This is a genomic window from Sphingobium terrigena, from assembly GCF_003591655.1.
GTDB lineage: Bacteria > Pseudomonadota > Alphaproteobacteria > Sphingomonadales > Sphingomonadaceae > Sphingobium > Sphingobium terrigena.
In genome coordinates this window covers 14,191-29,172 of the sequence record NZ_QVRA01000037.1, presented here as the reverse complement: position 1 = coordinate 29,172, position 14,982 = coordinate 14,191, and the positions used below count along the sequence as shown (strand labels likewise).

The 14,982-nt window shown below is 62.4% G+C and carries 12 protein-coding genes; 6 read left to right on the top strand and 6 right to left on the bottom strand.

Annotated features, from left to right (window positions below):
* Positions 1-142 precede the first annotated feature (142 nt).
* The 3 genes from D0Z70_RS25075 to D0Z70_RS22320 form a co-directional block, all read right to left on the bottom strand.
* Positions 143-694: a DsbA family protein gene (locus D0Z70_RS25075; RefSeq protein WP_275402236.1), complete on the bottom strand. Its 552-nt coding sequence runs from the start codon at positions 692-694 to the stop codon at positions 143-145.
* A 136-nt stretch (positions 695-830) separates the two neighbouring features.
* Entirely contained in the window at positions 831-2,171 is a 1,341-nt protein-coding gene (locus D0Z70_RS22325; protein WP_119750177.1) for an ATP-binding protein, read from the bottom strand.
* Positions 2,168-2,821 carry a winged helix-turn-helix domain-containing protein gene (locus D0Z70_RS22320; RefSeq protein ID WP_119750175.1) on the bottom strand — a complete coding sequence of 218 codons (654 nt, stop codon included), beginning with the start codon at positions 2,819-2,821 and terminating at the stop codon, positions 2,168-2,170. The genes D0Z70_RS22325 and D0Z70_RS22320 overlap by 4 nt, the downstream gene beginning before the upstream one ends.
* Positions 2,822-2,906: 85 nt before the next feature.
* Between D0Z70_RS22320 and D0Z70_RS22315 the strand changes: the two genes are divergently transcribed.
* The 6 genes from D0Z70_RS22315 to D0Z70_RS22290 all read left to right on the top strand — a co-directional run bounded on the left by D0Z70_RS22315 (position 2,907) and on the right by D0Z70_RS22290 (position 9,120).
* Positions 2,907-3,704, top strand: coding sequence for a TlpA disulfide reductase family protein (locus D0Z70_RS22315; RefSeq protein WP_119750173.1), 798 nt, complete (start codon positions 2,907-2,909; stop codon positions 3,702-3,704).
* 1 nt (position 3,705) lies between these two features.
* Positions 3,706-4,386 carry a DsbA family protein gene (locus D0Z70_RS22310; protein ID WP_119750171.1) on the top strand — a complete coding sequence of 227 codons (681 nt, stop codon included), beginning with the start codon at positions 3,706-3,708 and terminating at the stop codon, positions 4,384-4,386.
* A gap of 74 nt (positions 4,387-4,460) precedes the next feature.
* Positions 4,461-6,572: a protein-disulfide reductase DsbD family protein gene (locus tag D0Z70_RS22305; RefSeq protein WP_182914080.1), complete on the top strand. Its 2,112-nt coding sequence runs from the start codon at positions 4,461-4,463 to the stop codon at positions 6,570-6,572.
* A 106-nt stretch (positions 6,573-6,678) separates the two neighbouring features.
* Positions 6,679-7,107, top strand: a complete 429-nt coding sequence (locus tag D0Z70_RS22300) for a DsrE family protein (RefSeq protein ID WP_239019082.1) — start codon at positions 6,679-6,681, stop codon at positions 7,105-7,107.
* A 47-nt stretch (positions 7,108-7,154) separates the two neighbouring features.
* Positions 7,155-8,504, top strand: coding sequence for an MBL fold metallo-hydrolase (locus tag D0Z70_RS22295; protein ID WP_119750165.1), 1,350 nt, complete (start codon positions 7,155-7,157; stop codon positions 8,502-8,504).
* Positions 8,497-9,120, top strand: coding sequence for a class I SAM-dependent methyltransferase (locus D0Z70_RS22290; protein WP_239019081.1), 624 nt, complete (start codon positions 8,497-8,499; stop codon positions 9,118-9,120). Before D0Z70_RS22295 ends, D0Z70_RS22290 begins: the two co-directional genes overlap by 8 nt.
* Positions 9,121-9,137: 17 nt before the next feature.
* Here the strand turns inward: D0Z70_RS22290 and D0Z70_RS22285 are convergent, their stop codons facing one another.
* The 3 genes from D0Z70_RS22285 to D0Z70_RS22275 are packed head-to-tail and all read right to left on the bottom strand — an operon-like array spanning position 9,138 to position 14,824.
* On the bottom strand, positions 9,138-10,556 hold the full coding sequence (locus D0Z70_RS22285) for an efflux transporter outer membrane subunit (RefSeq protein WP_119750163.1): 1,419 nt from the start codon (positions 10,554-10,556) through the stop codon (positions 9,138-9,140).
* Complete coding sequence (locus D0Z70_RS22280) at positions 10,543-11,715, bottom strand: efflux RND transporter periplasmic adaptor subunit (protein ID WP_119750161.1); 1,173 nt, start codon at positions 11,713-11,715, stop codon at positions 10,543-10,545. The genes D0Z70_RS22285 and D0Z70_RS22280 overlap by 14 nt, the downstream gene beginning before the upstream one ends.
* The gene (locus tag D0Z70_RS22275) at positions 11,708-14,824 is read right to left on the bottom strand and encodes an efflux RND transporter permease subunit (protein WP_239019080.1); all 3,117 of its coding nucleotides are present in this window, start codon (positions 14,822-14,824) and stop codon (positions 11,708-11,710) included. The genes D0Z70_RS22280 and D0Z70_RS22275 overlap by 8 nt, the downstream gene beginning before the upstream one ends.
* Positions 14,825-14,982 lie beyond the last annotated feature (158 nt).

Below are 14,982 nucleotides of genomic sequence, written 5' to 3'. Positions count from 1 at the left end.
CGACACATGCTCAAAGGATAGGTTGAACACGCCGTTGAGTACCTACAGGTAGCCTCTGCTGGCATTGTACCGGATTTGTTCGCTCTTAGCGTGCAGATACGTCACTTTCGTGTAGTCACCCCTACCGGGGTTAGCCGGTCAGTCATTCAGCGATGCGAGCCTTATCCCGAGCCTCGGCAAAGATCGCCAAAAATTCATCTTCAGTCTTACGGCCAATGGCGAGGAGGCTTTCGACGAGGAACGCAGGTGTGCCGCGGATACCGAGACCGAAAGCAAGATTGGCGTCCTGATGCAAACGGTTTAGAAATGCTTGGCGCTGGTCTTTCAGATCCTTCGTGGCCTGTTCCCAATCCGCGCCTATATCGTGTCCGATATCGCGCAGCACTGCATCGTTCAGCGGTATGTGCATTGCCATCGTACGGTCGTGATAGGCGGGATAAAGACTCTGTCGGTCCATCGCGAGGCCGACCAGGGCGGCACGCTCCGCCATTGGCCCGAAGAAAGCCAGATCGCGATACTCGATCCGCACGTCACCGTCATGCTTCACTGCGGCTGCAAGTATGTGCGCGGTCACCTTGCAGATCGGACAGAGAAAATCATTGAACGCAACCACGGTCACCGACCCATCCGGGTTCCCAGCCGACCGACTCGTCCGCTGGTCCGCGGCGGTTTGAGCTCTGCCATTTGAAGACATGTCCTGAGCCAAAGGCGCAGTTTCGCGAAGTATCCAGCTTCCGAGCCATCCCACTGCGGCAAATAGGCTCAGTGTAGCAAAGTCGCGGCGGCTGAATGCCTTTCGTGGAGATCCATCTCCTTGATCGGGGGGAACGTCAGCTGGCACCATCGCTCGATATCCTGACGCGATTTGATGGAAAGCGCAGCACGGCGGCAAAGCCGGCATTATCCGGACGAAATTCCAGAACGCCCTGCGCTGGAGCGATTGCGGCCTCGACGATCGACAAGCCCAGCCCGGTGCCGCCCGACATGGCGCGAGGGCCGCGTTCGAATCTGCGACGCACACGCTCAACCTCTTCCGCCGCGATGCCCGCGCCACCATCGATGACACGCAGTTCCAATCCATCGTTTGCGGCACACTCGATCCGGACTGGGCCTTTGCCTCCATGGTGCAGAGCGTTTTCCACCAGGTTGCCCAGCGCAAGGCGAAGGGCTTCGGCATCGATTGCCAGGTCGACATCGCGGAGTCCGCAGGCGGTGATGATCGATCGACTGCCGTTCGCGGCCAGATGTGCATAATCGCCGACCACGCCGTTCACCACGTCACGCACGCGCGCGAAGCAGTCGGCCGGTTCGGCCTCTCGCCCTTCTTGCCGGGCCAGCTCCAGCAACTGGCGCACCAGCCGGCTGGTGCGACCGACCGAGATGGCGATCCGCTCCAGGGCATGATCGCGCATGGCCGGGTCCGTGGCGCGACGGGCCACTTCGGCCTGAGTTTTGAGTCCAGCCAGCGGCGTCTGGAGCTCGTGCGCGGCATTGGCCACAAAATCGCGCTCCGCCCGTCTTGCCCCCTCAAGTCTGGCGAGCAGGTCGTCCATTGCCTGCACCAGCGGCCTCAGTTCTTCGGGCACGGGTTCGACGGCGAGTGGCTCAAGGGTATGTGGCGAACGTAGCTCGATTGCGCGGGCAACACGACCGAGAGGTGCAAGGCCACTCCGGACACCAAACCAAAGCAGCACTGCGAGCGCAACGAGCCCAGCCGCTGCGGGCAACAGCAAGCCCAGCATCAGATCGTTGACCAGATGCTGGCGGACCGCCAAGCTGTCGCCGACCATGACCCTGATGCCACGCGCCGCGTCAACATGTGTATAGACGCGCCACTGTTCATCTCCGATCTGGCGACTGGAAAAACCGGGTGCGCCCCCGGCCAACGGTGCATCGGGCGCTCCGGTTGACTGACCGATCAAAGCGCCGTTCAGAGACCAGATCTGGCACGACAACTGGCGGGAGTAAGGTGCCGGTGCCAGTCGCCGCACTGGTCCGCTGGCGGGAATATCGAGTGCAGCGACCATTCGTGCCGCCTCCACCAACCGCCCGTCGAGCACACGCTGCACTTCAGCCCTGGTTGAAAAACTCGTCCAGCCTGCTGCACCCGCCCAGACGAGCATGGTCACGCCAGCGACGAGAATGAACAGACGGATCCGTAACGCAGTCATGTTCGTGTAATCCGGTAACCCTCACCACGCACCGTTTCGATGCGGCTCCGGCCGAGTTTCGCACGGAGCTTGTGGATGTGTACCTCCACCGCGTTGCTTTCGATTTCTTCCTGCCAGCCGTAGATGCGATCTTCCAGCTGACTGCGCGACAGCACGTGCCCCGGGCGCTCCGCCAGAGCATGCAGGATCGCAAACTCGCGGCGAGACACGGCGATTTCCTCGCCATCCAAGGCCACTGATCTACGCGCTTCGCTGATTATCAGCGCACCCAGTTCCAGATCGCCGCTTGCTCGGCCACTGGCTCGACGCATGATCGCGCGCAGGCGGGCTGATAGTTCCGTAAGATCGAAGGGTTTGCCCAGATAATCGTCGGCACCGCGATCAAGTCCCTCGACCCGGTCCGCGACCATGTCACGCGCCGTCAGCAGCAGCACCGGAATCTCGACGCCGGCCCGTCGCCATTCCGCTAGCAGGTCGAGACCGGATCCATCTGGCAGGCCGATATCGAGCACGACGCCAGCATGATCTCCTATCGCGGCGCGCGCGTCGGCAAGACAGGCCACAGCATCGACCTCGAACCCCTCAAGGCCGAGCCCCACCACGATACCGTCGCGCAGAATATCATCATCTTCAACAAGCAGAATCCGCATTTCTGCTCCTTTCCCTGTCCGCCTTACCGCTACCTTAAGCTGGATGCTAAGCCTGCCTTAAGAAAGGGCGGCAAGGAGAACCACAATGGATGGCGTCATACAGATCGGCCCACTTGCCATGGCTACAGACCGTTTGATCGCTGTTGCAGCGATCTGGGCGTTTCTGGCGATCGCGGGTGTGATTGCCGCGCGGCTGGATAGTAGGGCAATGCGTGCCGGATGGTTGTCCTTGCTGGCCGGACTGGTTGCAGCGCGCATCGGCTTTATTCTTGCCAATCTTGATGCCTTTATCGCCGAACCCTGGGGCATGCTTGCAATCTGGCAGGGCGGGTTCTCGGTCTGGGCAGGCGCTGCGGCGGCGTTGATCACCATCTTGGTTATGCTGGGGCGCAGACCTGCAGGCCTTGCCCTGATCGCCACGGTCGCAGGTCTTTTTGTACTTCATCTCGGTGCGGCCACCTTGATTGCACCGGATGTACGACCGATGCCGCGCCTGATGCTGACGGACCTCGATGGCAAACCGGTCGAGCTAGGCATTCCGGGGCGACCTATGGTTATCAATCTGTGGGCCACATGGTGTCCGCCGTGCCGTCGCGAAATGCCGATGCTGATCGACGTGGCGCAAAGCTCCAAAGTTCCGGTTCTGCTCGTCAATCAAGGCGAGGACGCTGCGGCCATCCGTGCGTTTCTTGTGAAGCAGGGCCTGGCCAACGGGGCAATCGTGACTGATCCGGGCGGCGTCTTGGGCAAGGCTGTCGCTTCGGTGGCGCTTCCAACCACCCTGTTCGTCAACAAGGCGGGCGAAATTGCCGGTCTCCACGCCGGCGAGATATCCCGGGCGGCGCTGACCGCGGGGATGCGTGATCTGCAAAGGACCCAATGAGATGAAGACACTGACAATCGCCGCTGGCATCGGCATGGCCGCACTTCTGGCCGGCGGCGTGGCGCTTTGGAGCGGTGATGCCGACCCGGCGCAAGCTCGTCAGGCGTCGAGCGACACCTCCAGCGCAGACGCGCTGCGCATCCGCTCGCAAATCCAGAATGATCCTGTTGCTCCGGCCATCGCGCCGCAGGGGCACGATGTCACTGTCGTGGTTTTCTCCGACTATCAATGTCCCTTTTGCCGCAAGCTCCACCCGTCGCTCGAAGCACTGGTGAACGAAGACCCCAAGGTGAAACTGGTCTTTCGTGACTGGCCGGTCTTCGGCGCTGCGTCCACCGAAGCCGCGAGGGCAGCCATTGCCTCCAAATGGCAAGGCAAGCATGCCGCGTTCAACGATGCGCTGATGACCACGACAGGCAAGCTGACATCGGACAGTATTCGCGCGGCAGCAGGCAAGGCAGGGGTGGATTGGGCGAAACTGCAGGCTGACCTCACCGCGCACAAGGCTGAGATCGATGCTGTGCTGGATCGCAATAGCCGATACGCAGCAATGCTGGGCCTTCAAGGCACGCCCGGTATGCTGATCGGCCCCTATCTCATCCCCGGCGGCATTGATCTGCGCGGGTTGCGTGAGGCGGTGGCGCTTGCACGACGCGATCCGAATGGAACTGCATCACAATGAAAACGCCGGCCAGGACGATGATGGATCGAATACCGCGTCTTGCGATAAGGTTTTTCGCACTGTTCGCAGCCGCTTTGCTTGGTTTCATCGCCGGACCGGTCGCCGCTCAGGCCACGGCAAATATCAATGCGTCGGTGCTGGCCGAAACCAGTTCCCCAAAGGCCGGCACGACAACGCGCATCGCTATCCGCATGGTGCCACGCACTGGCTGGCATGGCTATTGGGTCAATCCAGGCGACAGCGGGCTCTCGGTAGAGGCGAACTGGACCGTGCCGGACGGCGTGACCATCGGTGACCTGCGCCATCCCGCACCAACCCTGCTCAAGCTCGCGGGGCTAGCAAGCTATGTTCATAAAGGTGCTTTCACGCTCCTTACGGATTTGAACCTGAACGACGATGTTGCTCCGGGCACTGCCATCCCGCTGCGCGTCAACCTCTCATGGCTTGCCTGTTCGGACACGCTGTGTGTCCCCGAACGCGCCACGCTCGATCTGCTGCTGACGGCGGGTGATGGAACAACCAATGCAGCTGCGGCGCCGGTTTTCCGGGCCGCCAAGGCGGCACTGCCCGTGGAAGGCAGGCTTAAACTGGTGGTCGGGCGTCAGGGTGGAGACTGGCGCTTCGACATTGATGGCGAAGCCAGGCTGGATGCATCGTCGGTGCGCCTGTTTCCCGCTCAAGATGGCTGGTTCGCGGCATCGGCGCCGCAGACCGTCGTGCGCCGGGAAGGTGGATGGCGCGTGACAGTCGCCGCATCGGACAATGCTGCGCCCACGCCTTCAGATTTTCGCGGCGTGTTTGCGGATAGTAAGCGTAGTTTCGCGTTGATGGCTTCGGGTGCCCGTGAAACTCCGAGGGCCGAAGCCCCTGTAGCACAGTCGGCGCCAGCCTCCACAGCCGCCGTTCTCTCCAACGCTGTCGACAAGCCCACTCCGGCGCAGGGCCCTAAGCGTGCCGCGCCAGCCGACACGCGCGCGTTCAGAATTGCACTTACCGGTGCGATCCTTGGCGGGCTGCTGCTCAACCTGATGCCTTGCGTGTTCCCGATCCTGTCGCTCAAGGCGCTGAGCCTCGCTCGATCGGGCGCTGACCGGCACACCGCGAAAGTGGAAGGGCTTGCCTATTTTGCCGGGAGCGTAGCGACGACCACGGCGCTGGGCGCAATATTGGTCGGCGCCCGCGCGATGGGCCATGACATTGGCTGGTCTTTCCAGCTTCAGGATCCCCGGATGGTCCTGCTGCTGATGCTATTGTCGCTGGCAATCGCGCTCAATTTGGCTGGTCTGTTCGAAGTGAGTGGCCCCTCTTTGTCCGGCAATTGGATGACGAAGAAAGGCGGCCTCGGCGCGTTTGGCACCGGTGCGCTTGCTGCGCTGATCGCGACTCCTTGTAGTGGCCCCTTCATGGGCGTCGCGCTGGGCGCGGCACTGGTTCTGCCGGTGCCAGCTGCGCTGGCGGTTTTTGCAGGCCTGGGCCTTGGTATGGCGCTCCCATTCCTTCTGATCGCCTTCGTGCCCCGGCTTCAACGCTGGCTACCGAAACCTGGCGCGTGGATGGGAACCTTCCGCCGCATTCTTTCGATTCCGATGCTGCTGACCGCGATCGGGCTGGCCTGGGTCCTGGGGCGGCAAAGCGGCGTCGACGGGCTTGCGATGGGCCTGCTGATCGCCGCACTGGCCGCGGTGGGATTATGGTGGGTGGGCTTGCGACAAAGCGGGGGGCGCTCCGCCATGGTCGGGCTGGCCCCGGTGATGGCGGCGCTCATGGTCGCGATCGCGGTAGAGCTGCCGCGCCCGGCCGCCGCGACCGCTCCCGCAGATACTGGAGCACAAATGTTCAGTGAAGCGCGCTTTTCTGAGTTGCGCGCGCAGGGCGTACCGGTCTTCGTCGATTTCACAGCAGACTGGTGCCTCGTCTGCCAAGTCAACAAGCGAGTGGCGATCGACCGGGCGGACACGCAAGCGGCATTCGCGAAGGCGGGTGTGACGATGCTCGTTGCCGACTGGACGCGGGGCGATCCAGAGATCACGCGCTTCCTCGCCAGCCGCAGCCGCAATTCGATCCCTTACTATCTCTACGCGCCGTCGAAAAGTCCGGTTCGGGAGCTGCCGCAGATGCTAAGCAGCGAGATGCTGATCAGGCTAGCCAATGAGTCGGAAGGAAAGACAGATGATGAGCATTTATAACAAATTACTCATTCTGGGGGGCGCCGCCACATTGGTTGTTTGCATGCCCGCATCCGCTCAAGTTGCGAGGCATCCTGCGGTCGCGGACTATGGCGCGATTGCGCCCATGGCGCAGGTTGCCAACCGTCCCGCCGCGATGGATGATATGCGTGCGCTGTTCGAAATCACCGGCGAGGCACGTGGGCCAAACGGGGTAAACCGTAGTCTCGACAGGGTCGCGCGCTATCTCAATCTGCTCGCATCGAGCGGCGTGTCCACCAAACCGGGCGATATCAAGGTCATCATCCACGGGCCAGCCACACCGTTGATTCTGCGTGACGAAGCCTATCAAAAGCGGTTCAACTCCGCCAACCCAAACACGCCGCTGATTGCCGCACTCAAGCGGGCTGGCGTTGAAATCCATGTCTGTGGCCAGGCCACCGCTGGACAGGGCATTGCGCGGGAGGACATCGATCCGGCGGTCACTCTCGATCTGTCCGCGATGACGACGCTGGTCCTCCTGCAACGCCAGGGATGGCCGCTCGTTTCAGACTGACAATAGCAGTCGTCGCGGCGCGAAACCCATACCAGAAGGAAAGAACTATGCTGCTGGAAAAGATCAAGACGCCGGGCCTTTCCCACCTGTCTTATCTGGTGGGGTCGGGCGGGCAGGCAGCCGTGATCGACCCACGCCGCGACTGCGCCATCTACCTGGAGAAGGCGCGTGCAGCAGGGCTTGAGATCACGCATATCCTCGAGACTCATCGTAACGAAGACCTTGTATCTGGCGCGCCAGTGCTCGCCGGCATGACGGGTGCAAAGGTGCTGCATGGGCCGAACCCGGAACGGCCCATAGTTTATGCGACGACGGCGCGGGACGGTGATTGTTATGCCATCGGCCAACTGGAAATCCGGGCCATGGAAACACCCGGCCATACTGATGACCATCTGGCCTACGCGCTGTTTGATACCGCCTATCCGGATAAGGCGGTGGGCGTGTTCACTGGCGACGCAATGTTCGTTGGCGATGTCGGCCGCACCGATTTTTATCCCGACCGGCGCGAGGAAGTGGCCGGGCTGCTGTTCGATTCCCTCCGCAAGCTGCTGGCGCTCGGCGATCAGACCATCATCTATCCGGCGCACGGTGCCGGCTCGGTCTGCGGATCAGGCATGGCCGATCGCGAGTTCTCTACCATCGGCCATGAGAGGCTCAATAATCCGCGGCTCCAGATCACGGATCGCGACGAATTCATTCGGTTGAAAGTCAATGAGAACCACTATCAACCGCCCTATTTCCGGCTGATGGAGCGGCTGAATGTGGAAGGGGGCAGTGCGCCGCCGCCTGTGATGCGCCCCCGCCGCCTGTCGCTCGCGCAGTTAAGGGACTGCAAAGTGGATCATCTGGTCGATATCCGCGAACCCATGGCCTATGCCTCGGGCCATCTGCCCGGCGCGATGAGCCTGCCCGTGGATATGATTTCCGCCTTTGCTGGCTGGTTCATCCGCGAAGGGGAAAGTGTCGCCCTGATCGCTTCAGATGAAGATCAACTCGCTGCCGCGCTGGAACATCTGGTGCGGATCGCGCTGGATAATGTGGTCGGTGGCTATGTCGGCGTGGTGCCTGCCGCGGCGAAAGGCGTAACGATGCAGCAGACGCCCATGATCGATACGGACGAAGTGGAAAACCGTTTAGGTGGTGCTGAAGGGTGGACGTTGCTGGATGTGCGCGATGCAGACGAACGGGCCAAATCTGCCATCGACGGATCGCACCATATCTATGTTGGCCAGCTTAACGACCGTTGGCACGAACTGGACAAGAAGCGGCATTACACCCTGATGTGCGCCAGCGGCATGCGCGCGACGGTCGCCGCAGGGTGGCTGGCCAGCCGCGGTTTTGAAAAGCTCGACATCTATCTTGGTTCGATGGGAGCATGGAAGGCAGCGCATGACTGATCGCATGGATTCAGCCGCATTCTGGGACAGTCGCTTCGCTTCGGAAGACTATGTCTTCGGAACCGAGCCCAATGCATTTGTGCGCCGTGAAGCGGGCCGTTTGCCGCAAGGCGGGCGGGTGCTGGCGGTGGCCGATGGGGAAGGGCGCAATGGGGTCTATCTGGCCGAACAGGGCCTGGACGTTACCTCAACCGACATATCCGCCGCCGGAATCGCGAAGGCGCGCAGGCTGGCGCAGCAGCGTGGCGTTTCCTTGACGCTGCAGCAGGTCGATCTGGCCGACTACGACTGGCCAGAGGCTGCATTTGACGCGGTCGTGGCGATCTTCGTGCAATTTGCCGACCCCATGTTGCGGACCAACATGTTCGCCGGGTTTGCCAGAACTTTGCGGCCCGGTGGCATTCTGCTGCTGGAGGGCTATCGCCCGGAACAGCTGGAATATGGCACCGGCGGGCCGAAAGTGGAGGACAACCTCTATAGCGAAAGCATGCTGCGCGAAGCCTTTGCCGGGTGGGATATTGTTTCCCTGCAAAGCTACGATGCGGATATTCGCGAAGGCAGCGGCCATGGCGGGATGTCCGCACTAATCGATCTCGTTGCGCTGCAGCCCGGCTAGCCTCAGCCGGATCCGTATCAGCCACCGGCCGGTTCGACCCTGTCCTGCGTCCCGCCGCCAAGAGCGCGAACAAGGGTGATCGCAGCCCGTTGCCGCGCTGTCTGCACAGTGATGAAGGCCTGTTGCGCAGCCAGGGAGGCAGTTTGTGCGGTAACGACTTCCAGATAGTCCGCCGCGCCATCGCGATAACGGTCCAACGCCAGTTCTTCCCCGCGCGCAGCGGCCTGCGCGGCCCGCCGCCGGTCGGCTTCCTCGGCCGCCAGCGCCGCGTTACTGGCCAGCGAAACCTCTACCTCCTGGAAGGCATTCAGCACTGTTTCGCGGTAATTGGCGGCGAGGATGTTGTATTCCGCCTCGCTGACGGCAACCCGCGCCCGCTGCCGCCCGCCATCAAACAGGTTGAGCACGGCCGACAATGGTCCCAGCGCCCAATATCCGGTTGGGGCGCTGACAAGGGGCGCACCACTGGCCTGAAAACCACCCGTCAATGCCAGATCGATGCGGGGGAACCGGGCCGCCTTCGCCACGCCGATGCGGGCATTGGCAGCGATCAGTCGCCGCTGTGCTCCGGCAATGTCAGGTCGCCGTTCGAGCAGGGTGGATGGCAGGCCCGGCGCAATGGTGGGCAAAGCCCCAATGCTATCGGCGGGGGCAACGGCAAATTGCCCGGGTATCATGCCAATCAGTGTTGCGATGCGGTTTTCCAGCGTTGCCCGGCGCGCGGCGATCTGCCGGAACAGCGCCTGAGCATTGGCCAGTTGCGTCTGCGATCGGCTGCGATCCACGCCCGATGCGATGCCGCCTTCATGGCGGATGCGGATCAGTTCGTCTGACGCTTCGTAAGCGTCCACTGTGCGGCGCAGCAGGGCACCTGCCCGGTCAAGTCCACGCAACTGGAAATAGGCATCCGCCAGCGCGCCATGAAGGCTGAGGCGGACGGAGGCGAGACTGGCCGCTTCGACTCCCGCGTCCGCTTCGCTAGCCCTTACGCTGTCGCGCACCCGGCCCCACAGGTCGATTTCATAGTTCAGCGCACCACCCAGAATATACTGGTCCGCCGTTATCGGAACGCCGGGACCGATGGGCCGTCCAGCGGAAAGCCGTTCGCGCGAAATGGCCGTGCGGGCATCCAGCGTGGGCACAAGATCCGACCCCGCAAGGCGCGCCTTCGCCCGCGCGCGGTCAAGTCGGGCTACTGCTGCGGCAAGGCTTGGGCTGCCCTCGTCCGCCCGCGCGATCAGGTCGTCCAGTACAGGGTCGTCGAAATCACGCCACCATTGCCCTCGCGGCTGCCGGTCCGCCGGCGCGGCATCCTGCCACCGTGCGCCATATTTGTAACTTTCCGCCACCGGCGTGGCCGGAATATTGAGTGGCGGCGCCATGGAACAGCCCGCCATCAACAGCAGGGCGGGCGCGGCGAGGTTAATTCTGCGCATTGGCAGTACCTTTCCCCCGGTTGCGGACGATGCGAACCCGATCGCCTTGTGCCAGCGCTTCTGGAGGAGTGGCGATCACGCGGGCCTGCGGCGTTAGGCCGGAAGCGATCTGCACGCTGGCGCCATCGTCCCGTCCGATCATAACCAGGCGCATCGTGACGCGCCCTTCGCGATCGACCAGCCCCACCATCGTTCCCTTCGGTGTGACAATCAGCGCGCTGGCGGGTAGCGTTACGGCGGTTCCTGCCGCCATCGGGATGGCCACTTCAGCGTAGCCGCCCGGCTTAAGCCGCTGGCCTGCATTGTTCACCTCGAACTCGGCCAACACCGTGCCCGAGGCCCGGTCCACCGCACCTGCTGTGCGTGCCAGTACGGCGTCGAAACTCTCGCCCGGATATTCCGGCACGGTCAGACTGGCCACCACGCCCCGCGTCAGCTGTCCTGACAAGGCCTGGGGCACACGGACGCGCAGGCGCAGTCGGCGGTCATCTGCAATGGTGAACAGGGGGCTGGCCGCGCCGTTGCCCGCATTCACCAGGGCGCCGATTTCAGCGTTGCGGCTGGTCACCCGGCCTGCAAAAGGTGCCACAACGCGGCTGAAGCCGAGCGTGGCGCGCAATCGTTCGACATTGGCACGGGCCGAACTGGCAAGGGCCGTTGCAGCCGCTAGCCGCCCGCTCTTTTCATCGGTTTCCTGTTGCGATACCGCGTCCTTCGCCCGCAGCGCGTCCCAACGTACGGCCGTAGTTTGCGCCAGTCCCCGGTTGGCTTCTGCCGTGCGCAGGTCCGCTTGCGCCTGTGCCAGTTGTTGTTTCACCTCCGGCGCGTCCAGCACGGCCAGAACCTGCCCCGCACGCACATGATCGCCAATATCGACCAGTCGCTGCGCCACATAGCCGCTGGCGCGAGCATGGATTGCGGCTTCGTTATCTGGTTCCAACATGCCGGGCAGACGAATGGCGCCTGCTTCCGCCGGTTGTGGGTGCACGACATTGACGGTCGGCAAGGCATTGGCGCGGGCGAATTCCGCTTGTTCGGTATGGTCCGCATTGCGGGCAACGATGCCGCCACCTACCAGCAGCGCTACGCCAACAGCTGCCGCCGCACCGTAAAGGCGGCCCTTTCGCGATGAAGTCCGTGATGGGGTGGGATCAGACATGGCTCGGTTCCAGTTCGATAGTGCGGGTTTTCGGGGCGCCCTTGCGGTGGGCCAGCGCGAACAGGGCGGGCACCAGCACCAGCGTGGCGATTGTGGCAAACGCCAAACCGCCGATCACCGCACGGCCCAGCGGCGCGTTCTGTTCCGCCCCCTCGCCCAGGGCCAGCGCCATGGGCGACATGCCGATGATCATTACCAGCGCGGTCATCAGCACCGGGCGCAGGCGAACCATGCCCGCTTCCAGTGCGGCCTTTGCAGCATTGCCCGTTTCCGCCAGCCTTTCGCGCGCGAAACTGACGACGAGGATGGCATTGGCGGTGGATACGCCCATTGCCATGATCGCGCCGATCAGTGCCGGTACGGATAAAGTGGTGCCGGTCAGGAACAGCATCCACGCAATGCCTGCCAATGCGGCGGGCAACGCGCCGATGATTACAAGCGGATCGATCCAGTTCTGGAAGTTCACCACGATCACCAGATAGATCAGCACGATCGCCGCGATCAGGCCGAATGCGAGGCCGGTGAAGGCTATGTTCATCGTTTCATATTGGCCGCGAAGGGTGATGGTGGATGCTTTCGGCAGATCCTTTCTCAGCGCGGCGATGGCGGCGTTCACGTCGGTCGCAACGGCACCCAGATCACGCCCTTGCGTGGTGGCATAGATGTTGATGACCGGCTGAATGTCATATTTGCTGACGACGGACAGGGTGTTGCTGCGCGTAATCTGCCCAAGACCGCCCAACGTCTGCGATGCGGCATTGGCACCGCCCGCCACCGGCAGTGCGGCCAGTTCGGCCACGGAGCCTACGTCCCGTTCCGGCAACTGCGCCACGACAGGATAGGACACGCCGTTTTCCGGGTTGAGATAGAATACGGGCGAGCTTTGCGCCGTACCGGCGAGCGCCGTGGCTAGGCTGGACGTCACATCACGCTGGCTGAGGCCATATTGCGCGATGCGTGCCCGGTCGACATCGATATTCAACTGCGGATAGCGGGTCGATTGCTGAATGCGCGCATCGGCCAGCCCCGGGATCTGCCGCAGGCGCTTCAGCAGCTTTTGCGCATATTGCTGATTTTCCGGGATGTTGCGCCCACGTATCTGGACATCGATGGGGGCAGGCGATCCAAAGTTCAGGATCTGGCTGGTCATGTCCGCAGGCAGGAAGGCGAAATCCACACCAGGGAAGCTGAGTGGCAGTTGATGTCGCAGCGCACGGACATAGCCATCGGTATCGCCGTGCACTTCCGCCAAGGTAATCAGGATATCTCCTTCATTGGTCCCGACCGTGCCGGAGTTGGCATAGATATTATTCAGCGGCGCCAGCGAGATGCCGATGTTGTCGACCACTGTTTCGATTTCCGCATCGGGGATCACGCGGCGAATCTGCCGCTGCACCTGCGCGAAAGTCGCGGAGCTTTGTTCGATCCGCGTGCCGGCAGGCGTCCGCACGTGCAGGGCGATCTGGCCGGAATCTACCGCCGGGAAAAAGTCGCGCCCCAGCAGCGGCACTAGTGCCAACGACAGAAGCATGACGCCTAGAAAGACCATGGCAAAGCCGCGGCGAACATCCAACACGCGGCGCAGCAACTGGCCATAACGGGCACGCATCCGTTCGAACCGCTGGTCAAACCCGCGCTGAAAACGAACGAATATATTGCGCGTCGGGCGGGTCTTTGCTCCTTCATCATGCGGGCGCAGCAGGAACATCGCCATGGTCGGCACCAGCGTGCGGGCGAGCACGAAGGACGTGAGCAAGGCGAATATCACCGCCAGCGCCAGCGGCACGAACAGGAAGCCCGCAATGCCGGGCAGAAAGAACATCGGCACGAAAACGATGCAGATGCTCAGCAGCGCGACCAGCGCAGGTTTCACGATCTGTGCCGCACCATCCAGGATGGCAGCGATCACGCTCTTGCCTTGTTCCAGATGCCAGTTGATGTTTTCGATCGTGACAGTGGCATCGTCCACCAGAATGCCGATCGCCAGCACCAGCCCGCTCAGCGTCATGAGGTTCAGTGTGTGGCCCACTGCGCCCAAACCGGCAATGGAACCCAGGATCGCAAGAGGAATGGCAGTGACGATGATGATTGTCGATCGCCATGATCCAAGGAACAGCAGGATCATCAACGAGGTCAGCAGGGCAGCCAGCGCGCCTTCCATCACCACGGAAGATACCGCCGCCTTCACCAGTTCTGACTGATCGCCGATGGCTGTCACTTTCAATGTGCCGGGCAGGCCAGCCAGCACCAGCGGCAGGCGCTCCTTGATCCCGTCCACGATGGCGAGAGTGGATGCGCTGCCGCTTTTCAACACGGTCATCAGTGCGGATCGCTGACCATCAACATGAACAACATTGATCTGAGGGGCGGACCCGTCGCGGACCTGTGCGATATCTCGCATCAAAATGGTGGCGCCATCCACCACCTTCACCGGCAGATTGTTCAGTTGATCGACCGATGCAGGGGCATTGTTCAGGCGGATATTATATTGCATATCGCCCATCTTGGCGAAGCCGACCGGGCTGATCTGTGTCTGCGCGGCCAGCGCCTCCGCGACGTCCTGCGCCGAAAGCCCGCGCGCCTGCAGCGCTGCGGGATCGACGTCGATCTGCATCTGCCGCTGCTTCCCGCCCGATGGAAACGGCATGGCAACGCCGGGCACGGTGACCATTTGCGGTCTGATCTGGTTCAGGCCCAGATCGAACAGCTGCTGTTCGCTCAACCCCTCTCCGGACAGGGCCAGTTGCAGGATCGGCACGGTGGAAGCATCGTAATTGACGATCATCGGCGGGGTGATGCCGGGCGGCAACTGGCGCAGCACGGTTTGCGAAATGGACGTGACCTGCGCCGTGGCGGTGCGGATATCCACGCCCGGCTGGAAATAGATCTTCACCACCGCCACCCCGTTCAGGGACTGGCTTTCGATCCGCTGAATATCGTTGACCGCGCTGGTCAACACCCGTTCGTACGGCGTGACGATGCGCCCGGCCATGTCCTGCGGGGACAGACCCGTATAGGTCCAGGCTGTGGCGATGACTGGCACCCCGATGCGCGGAAAAATATCCACCGGCATGCGCAGGATAGACAGCACTCCGATGCCGAAAATCATTATGGCCATCACGATGAACGTGAGCGGTTTTGTCAGTGCCGTGCGTACCAGCGCGATCATCGTTCGCCGCGCCGTGATGAATTGATCATGATGGTGGACCTCCCGTCCGGAAGGTCAAAAGCCGGGCCAGCTTAAGGCAGGCTTATGCGAGGGCGGTA

Bases quoted from the DNA above. Each gene is read 5' to 3' on its own strand.
- D0Z70_RS25075 (WP_275402236.1), bottom strand. From the start codon at position 694: ATGTCTTCAAATGGCAGAGCTCAAACCGCCGCGGACCAGCGGACGAGT.
- D0Z70_RS22290 (WP_239019081.1), top strand. From the start codon at position 8,497: ATGACTGATCGCATGGATTCAGCCGCATTCTGGGACAGTCGCTTCGCT.
- D0Z70_RS22325 (WP_119750177.1), bottom strand. From the start codon at position 2,171: ATGACTGCGTTACGGATCCGTCTGTTCATTCTCGTCGCTGGCGTGACC.
- D0Z70_RS22280 (WP_119750161.1), bottom strand. From the start codon at position 11,715: ATGTCTGATCCCACCCCATCACGGACTTCATCGCGAAAGGGCCGCCTT.
- D0Z70_RS22295 (WP_119750165.1), top strand. From the start codon at position 7,155: ATGCTGCTGGAAAAGATCAAGACGCCGGGCCTTTCCCACCTGTCTTAT.
- D0Z70_RS22310 (WP_119750171.1), top strand. From the start codon at position 3,706: ATGAAGACACTGACAATCGCCGCTGGCATCGGCATGGCCGCACTTCTG.
- D0Z70_RS22315 (WP_119750173.1), top strand. From the start codon at position 2,907: ATGGATGGCGTCATACAGATCGGCCCACTTGCCATGGCTACAGACCGT.
- D0Z70_RS22300 (WP_239019082.1), top strand. From the start codon at position 6,679: ATGGCGCAGGTTGCCAACCGTCCCGCCGCGATGGATGATATGCGTGCG.
- D0Z70_RS22285 (WP_119750163.1), bottom strand. From the start codon at position 10,556: ATGCGCAGAATTAACCTCGCCGCGCCCGCCCTGCTGTTGATGGCGGGC.
- D0Z70_RS22275 (WP_239019080.1), bottom strand. From the start codon at position 14,824: ATGATTTTCGGCATCGGAGTGCTGTCTATCCTGCGCATGCCGGTGGAT.
- D0Z70_RS22320 (WP_119750175.1), bottom strand. From the start codon at position 2,821: ATGCGGATTCTGCTTGTTGAAGATGATGATATTCTGCGCGACGGTATC.